The 17,182-nt window shown below is 39.4% G+C and carries 14 protein-coding genes and 3 pseudogenes; 6 read left to right on the plus strand and 11 right to left on the minus strand.

Annotated features, from left to right (window positions below):
- Positions 1-134: 134 nt before the first annotated feature.
- A complete protein-coding gene (locus AC5WOE_RS13670; RefSeq protein WP_496052805.1) occupies positions 135-1,514 on the minus strand; it encodes a catalase in 1,380 nt (459 codons plus the stop codon).
- A gap of 398 nt (positions 1,515-1,912) precedes the next feature.
- Here AC5WOE_RS13670 and AC5WOE_RS13675 point away from each other — a divergent pair, with 398 nt between their 5' ends.
- Positions 1,913-2,158, plus strand: a complete 246-nt coding sequence (locus AC5WOE_RS13675; protein ID WP_496049128.1) for a hypothetical protein — start codon at positions 1,913-1,915, stop codon at positions 2,156-2,158.
- Between the two features lie 227 nt (positions 2,159-2,385).
- Here AC5WOE_RS13675 and AC5WOE_RS13680 read toward each other — a convergent pair whose 3' ends face one another.
- Positions 2,386-3,510, minus strand: a complete 1,125-nt coding sequence (locus AC5WOE_RS13680) for a cytochrome P450 (RefSeq protein ID WP_496052806.1) — start codon at positions 3,508-3,510, stop codon at positions 2,386-2,388.
- A 215-nt stretch (positions 3,511-3,725) separates the two neighbouring features.
- The gene (locus tag AC5WOE_RS13685) at positions 3,726-4,667 is read right to left on the minus strand and encodes an EamA family transporter (protein WP_496049130.1); all 942 of its coding nucleotides are present in this window, start codon (positions 4,665-4,667) and stop codon (positions 3,726-3,728) included.
- 262 nt (positions 4,668-4,929) lie between these two features.
- Between AC5WOE_RS13685 and AC5WOE_RS13690 the strand changes: the two are divergent.
- A pseudogene (locus tag AC5WOE_RS13690) lies at positions 4,930-5,052 on the plus strand (AraC family transcriptional regulator); the annotation flags it as partial.
- 204 nt (positions 5,053-5,256) lie between these two features.
- Here the strand turns inward: AC5WOE_RS13690 and egtD are convergent.
- Together egtD and AC5WOE_RS13700 are read right to left on the minus strand one after the other, a co-directional pair.
- Positions 5,257-6,216 (minus strand): L-histidine N(alpha)-methyltransferase, encoded by a 960-nt coding sequence (gene egtD / locus AC5WOE_RS13695; protein ID WP_496052807.1) that lies wholly within the window; start codon positions 6,214-6,216, stop codon positions 5,257-5,259.
- A 278-nt stretch (positions 6,217-6,494) separates the two neighbouring features.
- A pseudogene (locus tag AC5WOE_RS13700) lies at positions 6,495-6,608 on the minus strand (EamA family transporter); the annotation flags it as partial.
- A 166-nt stretch (positions 6,609-6,774) separates the two neighbouring features.
- On the opposite strand from AC5WOE_RS13700, the pseudogene AC5WOE_RS13705 reads away from it, so the two are divergent.
- A pseudogene (locus AC5WOE_RS13705) lies at positions 6,775-7,251 on the plus strand (cupin domain-containing protein); the annotation flags it as partial.
- 73 nt (positions 7,252-7,324) lie between these two features.
- Here AC5WOE_RS13705 and AC5WOE_RS13710 read toward each other — a convergent pair.
- Positions 7,325-9,169, minus strand: coding sequence for an MFS transporter (locus AC5WOE_RS13710; protein WP_496052808.1), 1,845 nt, complete (start codon positions 9,167-9,169; stop codon positions 7,325-7,327).
- Between the two features lie 195 nt (positions 9,170-9,364).
- On the minus strand, positions 9,365-11,215 hold the full coding sequence (locus AC5WOE_RS13715; protein WP_496052809.1) for an MFS transporter: 1,851 nt from the start codon (positions 11,213-11,215) through the stop codon (positions 9,365-9,367).
- A gap of 241 nt (positions 11,216-11,456) precedes the next feature.
- On the opposite strand from AC5WOE_RS13715, the gene AC5WOE_RS13720 reads away from it, so the two are divergent.
- Positions 11,457-12,206: an SDR family NAD(P)-dependent oxidoreductase gene (locus tag AC5WOE_RS13720; protein ID WP_496049134.1), complete on the plus strand. Its 750-nt coding sequence runs from the start codon at positions 11,457-11,459 to the stop codon at positions 12,204-12,206.
- A gap of 107 nt (positions 12,207-12,313) precedes the next feature.
- Here AC5WOE_RS13720 and AC5WOE_RS13725 read toward each other — a convergent pair whose 3' ends face one another.
- Positions 12,314-12,487 carry a zinc-binding dehydrogenase gene (locus AC5WOE_RS13725; protein ID WP_496049135.1) on the minus strand — a complete coding sequence of 58 codons (174 nt, stop codon included), beginning with the start codon at positions 12,485-12,487 and terminating at the stop codon, positions 12,314-12,316.
- An 83-nt stretch (positions 12,488-12,570) separates the two neighbouring features.
- Here AC5WOE_RS13725 and AC5WOE_RS13730 point away from each other — a divergent pair, with 83 nt between their 5' ends.
- Complete coding sequence (locus tag AC5WOE_RS13730; protein WP_496052810.1) at positions 12,571-12,732, plus strand: hypothetical protein; 162 nt, start codon at positions 12,571-12,573, stop codon at positions 12,730-12,732.
- A gap of 71 nt (positions 12,733-12,803) precedes the next feature.
- Here the strand turns inward: AC5WOE_RS13730 and AC5WOE_RS13735 are convergent, their stop codons facing one another.
- From AC5WOE_RS13735 to AC5WOE_RS13745, 3 genes are all read right to left on the minus strand, one after another.
- Positions 12,804-13,184 (minus strand): hypothetical protein, encoded by a 381-nt coding sequence (locus tag AC5WOE_RS13735; RefSeq protein ID WP_496049137.1) that lies wholly within the window; start codon positions 13,182-13,184, stop codon positions 12,804-12,806.
- 168 nt (positions 13,185-13,352) lie between these two features.
- Entirely contained in the window at positions 13,353-14,267 is a 915-nt protein-coding gene (locus tag AC5WOE_RS13740) for a hypothetical protein (RefSeq protein ID WP_496052811.1), read from the minus strand.
- Between the two features lie 22 nt (positions 14,268-14,289).
- Entirely contained in the window at positions 14,290-15,150 is an 861-nt protein-coding gene (locus AC5WOE_RS13745; RefSeq protein WP_496052812.1) for a hypothetical protein, read from the minus strand.
- A 465-nt stretch (positions 15,151-15,615) separates the two neighbouring features.
- Here AC5WOE_RS13745 and AC5WOE_RS13750 point away from each other — a divergent pair, with 465 nt between their 5' ends.
- Positions 15,616-16,938, plus strand: a complete 1,323-nt coding sequence (locus AC5WOE_RS13750) for an ammonium transporter (protein WP_496049140.1) — start codon at positions 15,616-15,618, stop codon at positions 16,936-16,938.
- The last annotated feature ends 244 nt before the right edge of the window (positions 16,939-17,182 follow it).

The raw sequence follows: 17,182 nt of genomic DNA on the forward strand, positions 1-17,182 counted from the left end.
AAAAAGAGACTATGACGACTTTCATCTATATGATTACTTATGTTCGTACGACTGGACAACTGGGTGCCTCTACAAGGTTCCGTTCTCCAAACTCCTTATCGCCTCATTGATAAATGAGATGAGAAAATAGAGCCCTACTCCCTCCTTCTCTTCCTCTCTATCTGACTTGAAATCCGTTCTCCTAATTGGACAGAAGCATGATAGAAATATGGCATGACAATGTCTCGTATTTCAGGAGAGATTCCAGCTAGATCATTGGCTAGATTCTTTACAAGGTGTTCTTGTTCTCCCTCCGAAAGTGAATCGTAATAGTGACCAGCCTGTGTAAAATCATCTTGTTTTGGTATAGCACAGCGCACGATACGGCCTTTTAGATGTCTCCCGCAGCCGCTTGTCACAAGGTTCGCTGGTGACCAATTTTTTTGATGATTGATAGGGATAGCACGAAAATTTGGGCCTAATCTCCTACGCTGAGAATCCCAGTAAATATTTGCCCTTCCTTGAAGCATTTTATCATCTGATAATTCTGCTCCCTCTAATAGATTGGACGGTGAAAAGGCTATTTTTTCTACTTGTTCTGCATAGTCATCAGGATTGCGGTTTAACACCAATTGACCAACAGGCATCAAGGGATATTGCTGTTCATCCCAAACCTTCGTATCATCGAGAGGATCATAAGGCAGTTCCGTTTCATCCTCCGGATTCATGAGCTGTACATAAAGTCCATACGCTACCGTTTTTCCTTTTTCTATCGCGCTGTATAAGTCCTCTCCAGCGATATCTGGATTCTTCCCATTCCAATAGGCTGCTTCTTTACTGTCTATATACTTTATGCCAGCAGCAGGAATCCAGTGGTATTTTACATAGGTGCGAATTCCTTGGGCATTCTTCCAGACATATGTATTTACACTATGACCCGGGATGTGGCGCAGGCTTTTTACTGTACCTGCATCGGAATAAAGCCGAACAACTAGATGAGTAGATTCTGGTGCTCTTGCTACAAAGCTCCAAAATCGTTCAGGATCAATCAAGTTATTGATTGGCGATGGCGAAAGAGATTTAACAGTCTCAGGAAAACGCATCGGATCACGTATAAGAAATACAGGAATATGATTGCAAACCAAATCAAAAACACCCTCATCCGTATAGAACTTAGTGGCAAATCCTCTGATATTGCGGGAAGTATCGGGTGTACCCTTCGTGCTTATAGCAAGAGAAAATCTCACCGCAACGGGGACTTGTTGACCTAGATTTTGTAAGAAACAGAGTTTGGTATATGCTGACATGGAATTTGTTGTTTCAAAGTAGCCAAAAGCTCCATAACCTTTCACATGAACAGGTCGTTCCAATATTTTTTCATGGATGAAAGTTTCCAATGTCTCATGCAAAATATTGTCTTGTTCCAGTATAGGGCCTCTTTTTCCTACCGTCTCTGAATGAAAAGTTGCCGGTTCATCTATCTTCCACTTGGAAAGACCATGACCATTCCTGCTATCTTTCGGAGTATTTTGCATCTTATTTTCGCCCTTTCCTTACTTCTAAAATGGTTCTGCTTGTCAAACTCTGTCCTCTATTTTCAAACTAATTTATGTGAGAAAAAGTTCAATTATGATCAAGAGATCATCACCAATATTTCCAGAAAAAGATGAAACCAGTGTCTCCGGTAAAGTACCAAAGAACACTGGTTTCATCTTTTATTCTTACTATTTATCTGGCAAAGGTATCACTTTGTTCCATAGGTCGTTTCTAAACTAGCAATGCGACAATAAGAACCATCCCCTTGTCGCAGAGGATAGCAAGATTGCTCTTACTTATTTATAGTCTTCAAGTATTTACTGTATTCAGCCTATAATCTATACTTAAAGTATAGTATTAACTACAACTCTCTCACCATCAGGGGGAAGGACCCGAAATGACCAGCACCTCCATGACCGAGAAGACGAATGGCGAGGCGCTTGAGGACGGCCTCAAGACGCTGTTCGATATCAGCTCCAAGCTGACCATCGCAGAGGAGAGCCAGCTCTACAAACGGCTCACGGACGCCGAGCAGTACGTCAACAAGGCAGGTCTGAACGACAAGCCGGCCACCGTCTCGGCCAAACATGCTGTGGATGCGATCAAACGGAAGGCGGCTGAGCTCGCCAACGTCGCTGCCTGATGGTCCGCCCGGGATGGAACTCATGCTATTAAGTATGTGATCCCCGTCCCGGGAGCCTGCATATGATTTTTAATCACATATATATTAAAACAATCTACCTTCTTAAAAAAGGGTAGATTGTTTTTAGGTATGGTTTCTTTTTTGAATCATTTGCAATCCTCACCTAAGGATTGTTTGTTTTGTTTGCGACACAAGGGTACGGTTCTTTTTGTCGCAGTATTTTAGATTTAGCGCTTTTGAAAGATCACCGGAAACTCCTTGATGGAGTATGTCACAGCACTTTGATTCATAACAGGTTGTTTCTGATCTTTGAGCTGGAATTGGTGTAACCGTTCAAACAGCAATCGGAGTACGATGTTCGCCTCAAGACGGGCTAAAGGTGCTCCCATGCAGTAATGAATGCCATGTCCAAACGCGATGTGCTTCAAATTTGTTCGATGAATGTTGAATTGATCGGCATTAGCAAATACGGATTCATCCCGGTTTGCAGAACCCATCCATAAATTGATAAAGTCACCTTTTTTGATCTGCTGCCCTCTTAATTGGACATCTTTGGCGGCGATTCGATTTATATATTGCAGGGGTGACCGAAATCGGAGCACTTCTTCAATCGCATTAGGGATATCTGCCGGATGCTCAACCAGATGCTCTTGTATCTCAGGATTTTCAATAAGTGTAAAGATGGAGTTATTGATAAGGTTGGTAGTCGTTTCGTTACCTGCTATTAACAAGAGAATACAAAAAGCCAATACGTCATTTGTTGACAGCTTTTCACCATCTACTTCAGCCTGCAATAGTTTCGAGATTAAATCATCCTCAGGCTGTACCTTGCGAAGCTCAATCATATTTAGGAAATACTCACCCATCTCTTGTTGAGCTTTAAAATAACCTGCTGCACCTCCTTCAACTTCCGAAGGTTGTTTTGCAAACATAATCGACCATTCTTTAAATTTATCTTGATCTTGAGGCGATATTCCTAACAGTTTCGCAATCACTTGAATCGGAACAGATACAGCTAAATCGCGGGTCACATCCATTTCACCCTGATCCGCCACTTGATCTAACAGTTCATGGGTAATTTTCTCAATCCAAGGTTTCATATCATCTACTGCTTGTGGAGTAAAAGCTTTTGATACTAGCAAACGAAGTTGTCTATGACGCGGTGGATCTGTTACTGACATGGCTATCGACACTGGACTTTCTGCTACTTTAGGAAAGTACTCATTAGAAAAGTTTTCATGATCGTTGAATACGTTTTGTACATCATCATAGCGAAATACATGCCATGTACCCTTGCTGCCGAAATAATGCATAAAATCTTTGTCATACACAACAGGACTATTTTCCATCATTTGCTTAAACCAAGGAAAAGGATTTGAAAATGAATGTTTCAGACTAATCACCCCAGATGTTATATTATTCAATATATTTTCTATTATAATAATATTTACATTAATATAAATAGGAAAAAGCAATTTAATATTACAAATTTTAATGTAGTGACATAGGGCCCGTTCTGCTTTAAAATATACTTAATTTTCAAAAAAAAGAGAAAGTAAAGCCTCTCTCACACATGGAGAGGCTTTTCGGTTTCGGAAGATGGACTAGTCATCGAAGAAGGATCTTTATTCAAAGCCAAAATAAAAACAACTCCAATAATACAAGCCGTCCCGATCCATTGAAAAATACCAAACAAATCTTTTAGCCAAAAAACAGTTGTCAACACAGCAGATAGTGGCTCAAGGCTGCCTAAAAGGCTTGATTCTTTTGGAGACAAACCTTGTAAACTCTCGATATAAAACCAAAATGCAATCATAGTACCAAAGAGGATAACAAAAATTAAATAGAAATAAGCTTCTAACGGTAAACTCTTAAAGTTCATTTGCCACAGCGGATGAATAAAACTTAATGCACAGCCGCCAATCACCATAGCCCATCCTACAATGACAAGGGAATTAAATTGTTTGAGCAATGGAACCGCATATAACGTATAAAAGGCTGCCGCTAGTCCAGATAAAATACCCCAAACAATGGAGAGTGTAGGTACTGATAATTTGGAGATCGATCCATTTGTCAATAAGAAAAAGCAGCCAGCTAATGCCAGTGAAGCTGTTAATATATCTCGTTTTGTCAAAGCAGATTGTCTGCTTAAAACCAAATAAAGAATGATGAATACAGGTGCTAAGTATTGCAATAGCGTTGCAACAGCAGCATTCCCATGTTGAATTGCAGCCATATACGTGTATTGAACAGCCAGCATTCCGACTAATCCAAAGATAATCAATGGAATAGCGGTTTTTTTGTTCTTCCAGACACCAAATACTTGAGAGCGGTCATTTCCTATCAATTGAATGGTTAATAGTAACAAACCGGCAATGAGTAACCGTGTTGTTACAAGCCAATTGACATCGATTGCGTATTGTTCAAATAGCTTTTTTGAAACTGTACCCCCAATTCCCCAAAATGTTGCTCCGGTGATAACGAAAAATAACCCCTTTCTCCTGCTCATGGTTTACTTCCACCTCTATATATAAAAATATTATGATCATGAAATAATAATAATCTATATATAAATAAAAAAATACTTAAATCAAACAAAAAATGTAATGATATTTGAGAAGCAGATGTACAATTGAAAGATTTTAAGGTTGATCAAGCATTTAAGGTACTGACAGAGTATAGAACAGTTGAGCTACCAACGGCATGTTATGAAACTACCATTCTTCAAAATGTTAAGATATACACCACTTCACTATGATGAAATTCAATTTGTTTTGAATCAAGTGGGTTTTAATACCACAAGTTATTTTATTGATAAATTTCGTAAGTCAATGAAAATGACACCTTTTTCATATAAAAAACGCAAAAAAAAGAGGAATTCTATAGATTTGTAGAGATCCTCTCTCTTATCTTTTTTCGAAAAAATAGAAAATAACCGTACATCCCACAATTCATTCTTGATTATACTTATAGTGGCAGACTAACACCTTTCCAAACAGTATTTCCACTTGCCAAATCAATATGACCTTACTTGTTCGCTCCAACTCACATAAAAATAAAAAAGAAATTGCCTGAAAAAAATTCTCCCAGGCACTCTCTCATATTTTTTCAATGTAATGAACGCTAAACAATTCATTTTCATCCGTCCACGCTTCAAGAGGCACAAATCCGCACTGAGACACAATAGACTGGAACTCCTGTACAGTGTATTTATATGAATTTTCTGTATGAATATACTCTCCTTTTTGAAATGAAATCACGTACTGTCCAATAGATACTTTCTGCTCGCAATTACTTTTCAAATGCATTTCGATTCGTCCTTTTTCCTCATTATAAAACGCCACATGTTCAAACTGATCAAGCTGAAACTCAGTTCCCAACTCTTGATTAATCCGGTTCAATATATTCAAATTAAATGCCTTTGTAATACCCTTTTGATCGTTATAAGCAGCATTTAAGATATGAGTTTCTTTTTTCACATCCACCCCGATAATAAAGCCGTCCCCACTGTTAAGCAGTTCGCAGGTGCGGTTCAGAAAATCATACACTTCATTCGGTTCAAAATTACCAATCGTGGAGCCCGGGAAAAACACGACCTTTCTCTTGGCGTGATCCAATGGCAGTTGTAACGGATGCATGTAATCACCACAAACAGCCTCTATCTTTAATTTCGGAAATTCATGTGACAGCTTCAAACAAGATTGAAATAAAAAGTCTTTTGATATATCAATCGGCATGTATTCTTTAAGTGAATGAAGGGACGCTAACAATGTTTTAATTTTTTTGCTACTGCCGCTGCCATACTCAATTAGTGTTGTCACCTGCCCAACTCTTTTAGCAATTTCTTCTCTGTACATTTCCAAAATCGATATCTCAGTTCTAGTCGGATAATATTCATCCGTTTCGGTTATTTGCTCAAACAATTCCGAACCCTTTTTATCGTAAAAATATTTGGCATGAATGGTTTTAACCGGAGAGTTAAGACCATTCCATACTTCTTCCAGCATATTGTCTTCCTTCGTATTTAAGTCATGGACAATAACGCTTATATTTGCCATAGTCAACAATCCTCCGCTATACGAATTTCACTGAATTGCAAACATTTTTTAGGCCGAAAGAAGTTTGGTACATGGCTCGGATGTGAGAAGCTGATGTTGCACAGGAACAACCTCTTAATACTATTTGATTACACATAAAATTTTACATTAAATCCGCTAATTATCCCTATGATATCATGGTGCTACTTTGCGGTCTAGGGAAGATCCCTATCACTGAGGCTATGTAATATGGACTACAAAAAGGCAACTTCTCTTCATTTTATCTTTTTCCTTGTTTTCACATCGATTGCGTATTGTTGAAGTAGCTTTTTTGCAACTATGCCCCCAATTCCCCAAAATGTTGCTCCGGTGATAACGAAAAAAACAACCCCTTTCTCCTGATCATGGTCAATTTCCACCTCTATATATATAAATATTATGATGATAAAATAATACTAAATTATACATAAATAAAATAACACGTAAATCGACCAAAAAGTATCATGATATTGAGTTGGTGAGGTACCAATGAAAGATTTTTAGGTGGATCAAACATTTAAAGAACTCACAGAGCATCGAATGGTCGAATTATCAATTGCATGGTACAAAACTACCATTCTTCAAAATGGTAATGGTTTTGATTGTAAAAGGAGAGGCAAATTTTCAAATAAATGAGGAAGAACAAGTAGTTCGAGAAGGTGAGAGGCTATTTATCAATAACGGCTGTCTTCATTTTGCAGAAGATAAAACATTCTGGCTGCGAATATATTTGTCTAAACGTCGCTCCATATTTCGGTTTACCACAAGAACTCTACACTACCTATGTAAATCCCTATATCCGAGCGACAAATTTACCTTATGTATTTTTAGATGCAAAAGAGCATTGGGCAAAAAATAAATTAGAAGAAATATAAAAATCAAACGTTTGATTCAACAAAAATCGCCACTCTATGAAATCGATATCACGGTACAGCTAACATTCATTTGGCAAAACTTGATTATTAACGACTTCTCATTAGAGTTAATCAGACAGAAATGTTAAAAAATCACCGAATCATTTCCGAATGATCAACTTAATCCTTATATTTGAGCTGTGCTGCTTCTTTTAGAAGGAGCAGCACAGCGGAACCTATCCCAAGACTAGATCTGCTTGACCAGACCACTTCCTGTAGGCTACATCAAGTTGTTTTATTTCTCTTTCGATGATTTCTTGATCAGAAGGTTCCAACACCCTCAAGATCTGCACAGCTTCGAGAAACTGCTGCACCTTTTTAGCGTGCTCTCCCACTGAAAATGGAAATTCCTTGTATGGAATTTTGGAGTTCCAGCGAAGCAGATTTGTTTGTTCGAGTTCTGCCTGAAACTCCTGAACGGTGTCTTCAGGATTCCACCAATCCAAGTGGGAGAAAACAAGGGAGCTGTCACGCAGCTTTGCTCGTTCGATTTCCTTCAAAAGGTGTGTCAGCTTCCTCCGAAGCATTCGGATCAGCTTTCGACTAACAATTTGGAAATCATAACTGCATTCTCCTGTATTTTTTACCACTACCAAGAGGCTAAGTGCCAGCGCAATACTTTTTGTCTTTAGCACCAGTACTTCAGACTCTTCTAGTTCTCTCTCTTTCAAAACTCCTGGTCGCCTAAGGTAGGATTGGATTCCCGTCCATTGCTCCCATGGGGTGGGAGCTGAGTCCCATGGATCTTGAGAAGTCTCAAAAAAAGATGTTTTTTCTTCCCCTACCGCTACCACTTGAGCTACTTCGAACATTGAAGCGAAGAGATATCTCCGTTGTTCAACGGTAAGATGTTCTGTTTTTTCTTTACGTGCCCTTGTTTGAATCCAATAGAGCAGTGTGCCTGAGGTCAGCAGGAAGGGGATGAGCGAGATCCACATATTGGTTCCCAAGATCCCCCACATCCAACCAGAGTAACTGGTGCCAATGACTCCACCAAGTTGCCTTAGAAAGTTAGAGGTTGCAAATCCAGCCCCGAGTAGTCTATGGTTTACTCGATGATGGACTTCCTCTGAAATACTGTGGGCACTTCCTGCGACTGCAACCCCCATCATGACTCCAGCTACCAAAAGAAGCCAGAAGGGACCACTAGTCCAGATCAAGATCAGGCTTACGATCAGGATCAGGATACTTGATCCCATGACGAAGGGGTAGCCTTTGCTGACTACTACTTTTGGTAGGATAGTGACGGAGACGATCCCATTGGCAATAGTCGATGTAAGGAGGATTACACCAGCTGTTTCTGTCCCTACATAGAGAGCGAAGTAGGTGAGGAATGCAAAGTAACTAGCGGTAATGCCCATTCCAGGAAGAGTGATAAAAAAGGCATCTCGTTCGATCAATCTCTTAGTATTCCGAAGGGAAGCAAAAAATGCCCTTTTGACCAGCGTTTTCGCTGTTTGCCTCGTTCTCTCCGGTTCGTGAACAAGCTTAATTCCCCAGTAAACCAAAATCATCGCTCCTGCAATGATTCCTGTTACTGTGAACCAAAGGAGAGATGGATAGTTCACAAGCTTAAGCCCCAGGTACATTGCAAGTCCTGAACCGAGATAGTTACTTGCTAGACGGTAGCCATTGACTTGTGCTTGAACTTTGGGATTGGAAGGAGTACTCCTCCGCATCAACACGACGAAAGCATTTCCCAGCAAAGAATATACGATAGCGACCAGTACTTGAATGATCACATATTCTTTTGTCGTGTGAGCTAGAGGATAAAGGGAGATCGTTCCCAAGAGAATAGGGAGGAAAAAGAGTACCAACCTTTTCGCTCCAAACCGATCAACCACTTTTCCAAAGAGGAGTCCACCAATCAATCCGGTCAAGGAGAAGCTGGTCATAATCAACCCGATGGACAGCCCTTGCTGATCAAGTAGAATATGCAATGCTTGACTGATTAGGCTAGTGATCGTCACAATGACGATCATCTGCCCGAGAGTTAGAGGTACTAGTCTCCACCAGCGCATGATAAATCCTTTGTTTGATGTTTAGGAGTTCCTTCATACAGTTTACACAATCTTCCGTGTTGGGACAATATATAGTAACCCCTATGAACTTCTGATGGAAAAACGATTCATTTATCCTCGAATGAGAAATATCCTTTTTGACCTCGTATCTAAAGCATTGCACCCCTCCTTCTAGAAGGAGGGGTGCATCGGAATCTATACCAAGACTAGATCATTTGAAAAGACTAGATCTGTTTGATCAGCCCAATTTCCATAGATATCCTCAAGCCTATCCAATTCTTGAATAAGGCTTTTTTGCAGCTTAGGTTCTTCTTCCAGCACACCCAAAATCCGCACAGCCTCCAAATGACGTTGAATCATTTTGGGGCTGGGAAGAAATTCGGAGGTGCAGACTTGTCGAAGGTTGTAGCACCACAAAATCAAACTGGATTGTTCTAGCTCTGCCTGATAGTCCTGTACACTGTCTTCTGAGTTCCACATGGCTTGAAAACCCAGATAGTTTTCAAATAGTTTTGTATTTTGGATTTTTTCTCGATCGATTTGCTCCAGAAGTTGGGTCAGTCTGCTTCGAAGGAATCTGGTCGTCTGACGAAAATCCCCCCAATTTCCTGAACCTGTTCCTGTACTTACTCCTGAACTTGCTGCAGCTCGCAGGAGACCAAACGCAAGAGCAACACTTCGGGTCTTAAATACTAGAATTTCAGAGTCTGAGACTAGACCTTTCGGAGCGTCCACGAGATCTTGATTCAGCCTCATCCAGTACTTATAGGTATAGCTATTGGGCATAGCTAGAAAAGCAGCACTTGCTACCTCATTAGCAGCTTCGTACCTCAATTTATACAGCTCTCTCCACTGTTGGATGGTACTCAGAGTTTCTGTTTTATCTTTCTCAGTTTTCAACCGAATCCAGTAGAGGAGAATGAGTGAGGCCGCTAGGAAGGGAATGAGTGAGATCCACATATTCTCACGCCAGATCCCCCACATCACACCCGAGAAGCTAGTCCCAATTACTCCACCAAGACTTTGCAAAAAGCCTGAAGTTGCATAGCCTGCACCAAGCCGGTCCCTGCTAACCCGGCGGTTGACTTCCTCTGAAATACTAGTACTAAACCCCGCGATGGCAAGCCCCATCATCACTCCAGCTACCACAAGGAGCCAGATAGGATGACCAATCCGAATCAAGATCAGGCTTCCGAGTAGAAGCAGGATACTCGATCCCAAGAGGAAATGATACCCTCTACTCACCATTACTTTTGGTGCAACAGTCATCGTAGAAATGCCGGTCACTATGACAGCAATAAATAGGATTCCTCCTGCTGTTTCCCTTCCTACATAAAGAGCAAAGTAGGTTAGAAAAGCCAAGTAGCAGACAGAAATGCCCATTCCAGGAAGGGCTACGAACAAGGCCTCCTTTTCAATCATCTGCTTGGAGCCCCTAAAGCATGCGAGAAACACGCTTTTGATCAGTGCCAACACTTCCTGCCTCAAGGTCATCTCCGAGTCACTGACTAGAGCAATGCCCCAATATACCAAAATGACCGAGACCGCCATGATCTCCGTTACAGTCAACCAAAGCTTGGTAGGGTTAACCACGAGTTGGAGCCCGAGAAACATGGCAAGCCCTGAACCGATATAGTTGCTCGCTGCTCTGTAACCATTGACTTTGACCTGAAATTTGGGGTCAGCAGGAATGCTCGTCCGCATCAATACGATCAAAGCATTGGTCAACAATGAAAATACTGCCGCAATCAATACTTGGACAATGACATATTCCTTCGTTGTATGAGCGAAGGAGTACAGACTGGTTGCTCCCAAAAGGATCGGAAGAAACAGGATAGCCAGCTTCTTCGCCCCATACCGATCCACGATCTTCCCAAAGAGAAGACCACAAATCATACAGGTCAACCAGAAGCTGGACATAATCAAGCCTGATGACAGTCCATGCTGATCGAGCAAAACGTGCAATGCTTGGCTGATCAGATCATTAACCGTGACGATCATGATCATTTGACCGAGGATAAGCGGCACGAGTTTCCACCAACGCATGATAAATCCTTTGTTTGATATTTAGAAATTCTTTCATATATTTTACATAATATTCTACGTTTCGACAATATATAATCGTCTTATGATCCTCTCATAGCATAAAAGTTCATTCATGAATCGAAAACTCTTTTTACAAAGAAACAGCGATATAAGACTATAATGATTCTATTCTTAAGAAAAATAATTAACACTGTTGTCAACATGCAACTATTATCTATCACATCAGAAAAGAGGAAATCATATGAGCAAACTATCCGATAAAACCGCCTTCGTAACAGGGGCATCAAAAGGAATTGGGGCTCAGATCGCAATCGAATTAGCAGCAGCGGGAGCAGCAGTTGTCGTAAACTATTCTTCCAGTAAAGAGGGTGCTGATCGTGTTGTAGCAGAAATAATGGAAAAGGGAGGCAAAGCGATCAGTATTCAAGGTAACGTAGCGAATTCAGCGGACGTGAAACGAATGTTGAAAGAAGCGAGTAAAGTTTTTGGTTCTATCGATGTGCTTGTAAACAATGCTGGATTATATAAATTTGAAGCCATTGAAAATGTTTCGGAGGAAGAATTCCACTTGTCTTTCAACACAAACGTCCTGGGATCAATCCTTATGATTCAGGAGTCTCTGAAATATTTTCCATCCAGTGGCGGCAGTATTATCAATATCAGTTCGACTGCAAGTAAGAATCCTGTCATCAACTCAACAATCTATTCCGCCAGCAAAGGAGCAATCGATTCTCTCACTGTAGCACTGTCAAAAGAACTAGGACCCCGAAACATTCGGGTCAATGCGGTCGCTCCAGGAGGAACTGATACAGAGGGAACCCAAAGTCTCGGTATTGTTGGCAGTGAGCGAGAAAAGGCACTGGCTAAAGTCACACCACTTGGCCGATTTGGAAAACCACAAGACATCGCCCCTGTAGTTGTATTCTTAGCTTCTGATGATTCTGCTTGGTTAACAGGAGAAAGAATCACAGCTTCCGGGGGATTTCGTTGAGAAGATGTCTTACCTCCTATTAGAGACAAAAAGAATTCTTACGATAAACTTTTATATGATCTTACGTAATAGAGAAAGCCATCTTTTAGAGATGGCTTAAACGCTTATTATCCATTAACTTTTAAAACTATTTTTCCTCGTACCCGCTGACTTTCGCTAAGTTCATGTGCCTTCACCGCTTCTGCTAAGGGTGGAACAGTATCAATTGTTATTTGGATTTTACCAGCATCGATTAATCGGCTGATCTCAGCTAGTTGTTTTCCGTCAGAATGTACTCTCACATTCGAAATTTTTGTTACTAACTGTTATCACAGAAGGAATGATAAGTCTTACACCTTATGGTCTGCTAGAATGAGGGTTTTTGATGATGGAGGAAGTTTTTCTGCTCTTTCTTTTAGAATCTATTATGAAACAGTTAGATGGAACTGGGAAACTAATGGATCTATTCCTAAATGCTCTGCTCTGTTTATTTGGAGAACTGGTTAGTTATCTTTTGATTGGCTTTACTTATATGAAAACTACTTGAGTTGCTCTACACACTCAAGTAGTTTTCATATAAGTAAAACGTATTCGCTATAACCATGCAGAAAAAATTACCTATTCTCTCGCACCATATTGTTCCAATATACGAGAAGCTTCTTCATAATGATCGTTGTCTGTAATGACAGTGACACATATATCCTCTGGATGGGAAAACCCTGTCCCACCAGATATTCCACTTGCATCTGGATGAGTAGCTGCCAATATCCGGGCATCATCGTCCATTGGCGGTGATCCTAAAGTTGTGGTAGTTAACGAGTTACTTTGATTTTGAAAAATACTTGTAATCTCTTCATCCCCATCATATGGATTACCGCCTAACATCGGAGAAAATCGGTCGACCGATACGGTTTCAAATCCTTTTGCCTTTAATTCTTCTGCTGCTTTCTGCGCTTGATCCATTGTTTGAAAGTATGCAAAAATATTTCGTTGCCCCATAATATCCTTCCTTTTCTTAAATTCATATAGGAAAAGGTTTTGTTTTCAAGGGACAATTCATACCAATTATATGAAAATCAACTTTTTCTCGACCAAATAACCATCCTTCATTGATATTTAGCACTTCAGTACATAAAGTATCTTTCTTTGTTTTTATACAAACCATTCTCATCCTCTTGTTTTCTTTCGTTGTATCCACCATTGTCGAATAAAGAACCAATAAAGAAATAAAACTATCAAAGTGAATATTATTTCGAATGTCATTGGTTTTTTCGGATTATCATGTTCAAATTGGATATCTTCAATTTTATTTTCTATTCTCCATCGTAATGGATAGGCTTCTGGTTGCTGTAAAGAAAGTTTTCCTGCGTGATAGGTTCCTGTTTGCGCAAAGGCAAAATCATAGTGTCCTTGTAAACTTTTCACTGTACCAGCAATGTAAGCGACGACTTTATATGTTTTTTCAGGGTCAAATGTTTGATCAGGATAACAACTGACTATCGAAAAATTCGTATCCTTTTCTACACAAGCATATTTCCATTGATTCTCCTCATCATAAAACGCAACTGCTAAATCTCCATTTCCTGTAAAATCCATTTCAAGTGTCGATTGAACTTCAAGAAGATTTCCATATTTTTCACCGTATTTTATCAACTGGAATGTCGGCAAGACAAATTGATTGATTAATGTATAAGGTTTCCCTCCAATTTGTCCTTGAAATTGAAAAGTAATACATTGTGTCTGAGCCGGGTTTAGATGAGGTATGGATAACGTAGCAGTATCCTCTTTTTGGATAGCAGAAATAGGCTTACCATTTAAGCTGTAACTCCATGTGCCTGTTACTTTTTTATCTGATTCCACATAAAGATGAAACTGCAACGGTTCCTTTGGACTTATATGCGGTTTCAGATCAGCTTTTAAATCTGGTCCAGTTGTTTGGGAGATTGGTTGGAGTTGATAAATACAATTGCTCGGTTCTTTTGGATAAGATGGAGACGCAGACCATACAGGGGTACAAAGACAAAAGAAAAGAGGACAAATCAAGAAAAGAATAGCAGAAAATACCCAAAATAAGTGTTTCAATTCAAAACCTCCCTCACAAAAATTAAAAAAATTGGTTACTTTTTGATTTCATTTTTCTTCCATTAAACACCAAAATCAAAGCCAAAGGAATGATGACAAACAAATCCCAAAGGAGGGGTTTCATATTTATTTCATCTTGTTTTTCCAGGCGTTTATGATAAGCAGGATCATTTATCATGATCTCTTGAATTTTTTGAGAGGTTTCTTTTTCAGAAGGATAAAAATTTGGTTTTTGCAAAGCTAGCTTACCCTGTTGATATTTTCCTTTTTGAACAAAACTAAACTCGTAGGCCGAACCATAACTTTCAAATGAACCATCAAAATAAACGGCGAGCGAATATGTCTTGCTTTTGTCAAGATCATCAAGCGAACAATAACCATAACTTTCCTCATAAAAAATACATGCATTTTCTAACTCATTCTTTTGATCATAAAACGCAATCGCAAAATCACCTTTTACCGGTAAATAATCCATTAATGGTGCAACAGACAGCGTATTATTTTTAATTTCCACTCGAAAAGTGGGAATTACGATATCATGAGTCAGCGTATATGATTTTCCATCAATCTGTCCATGAAACTGAAAAGTCAGATGTTCGGTTTTGCTGGGATTTAAAGAAGGGATGGAGATCGTTACATTGTTTTCTTTGTAAATAGAAGGTCCTTTTTTTCCATTATGGATATAACTCCATGTTCCAACTGCTTTTTTCTCACCTGAAATGTTTAGAAAAAATACCATTGTCCCTTTGGATGTGCTGCTAGGTTCAATGCCCACCTGTAACTCTGGTGGATAACCTTCTTCTGCAAACGTTGTATGACCATCTATAAACACAAAAAATACAATTGCAAATAGGAAAGTAATTGTTTTCCATGATTGCTTCATTTTATCCCCCCTATCTAGATATATACTATTATCACAGATAATTAAGAAAAAAAGTAATACTCATTTAATTTATCCTGATATTTCTTTTCAATGACTACATAAATTCTAGTTCTTTTTTTGAATAAATGCTATTTAGAACTAACTCACTAACGTTTGGAAACTTGATAGAGAGGGCTATCCATCTAATATTTTCATCTCATTAAAAATATCAAAAAAAATTATCAAATTTAGATGATATTGCTTAAATTCCGATCCTCCTTCCCATATTTTCATGCTAACTTTTCTCGATCAATACGAGCTATAAAAGGGCAAATGTTCAGATTTAAATGGAATTATACTCATTATGTCAGCATTCCTTACACAAAATTGCCTTATTTGCCCGATCATGCTATTATCAATCCAACATTTTAATTCTGAACACATTTATGTGTTAGATAAGTTAACAATATTAAAATTTTAGGGGTGTTGGATTTGAAATTAGCAGATTTATCATTATTGGCAGATTCCTTTTGGGTCTTCTTCAGTGCAGTATTGGTACTATTTATGCAAGCTGGATTTGCTCTGTTAGAAGCAGGTTCAACACGAATGAAAAATGCAGGTCATATCGCAGCGAAACAGTTACTTAGTTTTTCTATTGCTGCTATTGCTTTCTGGGCGTTTGGATACGGATTCATTTTTGGAGATGGAAAATGGATTGGAACCAATAACTTTTTCCTTTCAACACCAACTTCAGCAGGTACAATACCTGTAGAAATATCCTATTTATTTCAATTCTCCTTTGCTGCCGTTTCTTTAGCTATCGCTTGGGGTGGATTTGCGGAGCGAGCTAAGTTGAGTGTATATATACTATTTGGAGCACTCTTTACCATCTTTATTTATCCCGTCGTCGGCCATTGGGTTTGGGGTACAGAAGGCTGGTTGCATGAATTAGGCAAACAAGACTTTGCTGGATCAACAGTCGTCCACTTACAAGGGGGAGTAGCAGCCCTTGTTGCAACTTTGATGCTCCGTCCTCGTAAAGGAAAATATAACGCAGATGGTTCTGTCAACACGATTCCCGGTCACAACCAAGTGTATTCTGTACTAGGAGCACTTATCATTTGGATTGGTTGGTTTGGTTTTAATCCAGGAAGCACCTTGACACTAAAAGATGGATTCTTTGGTTATGTCGCTTTGACTACCAATCTAGGTGCAGCTGCAAGTGTATTAGGCGCGATGTCAATGGCTTATTTACGCAGACAAAAATTAGAAGTATCGATTATGGTAAACGGGTTACTCGCTGGTTTAGTAGCTATTACCGCCTCCTGTGCTTTCGTTGAGCCATGGGCTGCAATTGTTATCGGATTTATTGCTGGTTCTATTACCGTCGTCTCTGCAAGCTACCTTGAAAAAAGAGGAATTGACGATCCAATCTATGCTTTTTCTGTCCATGGAGTAGCTGGAATTTGGGGAACAATTTCCACTGGTTTCTTCGCTGCACCTAAATTAGTTGAAAAAGTCGGGATCGGTTCCGCTGGTTTGTTCTATGGTGGTGGTTTGAAACAATTGGGAGTACAAACTTTAGGAGTCACTGTGACCATTCTCTATGTTGCAATCGCATCCTTTGTTCTGCTATCTGCGATAAAGGCGGTAGTTGGTTTCCGGGTTTCCGAAGAAGAGGAACAACTCGGATTAGATATCTCCGAACATGGCAGCTATGCTTATCCAGAACATCATCAACATATCAAAGAACAAGAAGAGACCAGTTCCTCATCTACTCCTGTTTCAGATGATGTCGTTACTGCATAAAAGCATATAAAATTATCCATCAAAAAAGGCATCTATTCAAAAAGATGCCTTTTTGATCGCTTACATTTTTATTTGTGTACAGCTAAATATTTCAACAAACATAAATATATTTTAAAAATTGCAGGATTCCTTCGATTCGCTACAGAATATTTTGATTATCAACAATTTACCAGAAAACTGGCACAAGTTAAAACAATACTACTTCCACTAAACAGCGTCATCGTAAATATCCATATAGGACTGC

It is taken from the genome of Shimazuella sp. NTD248, from assembly GCF_059510395.1.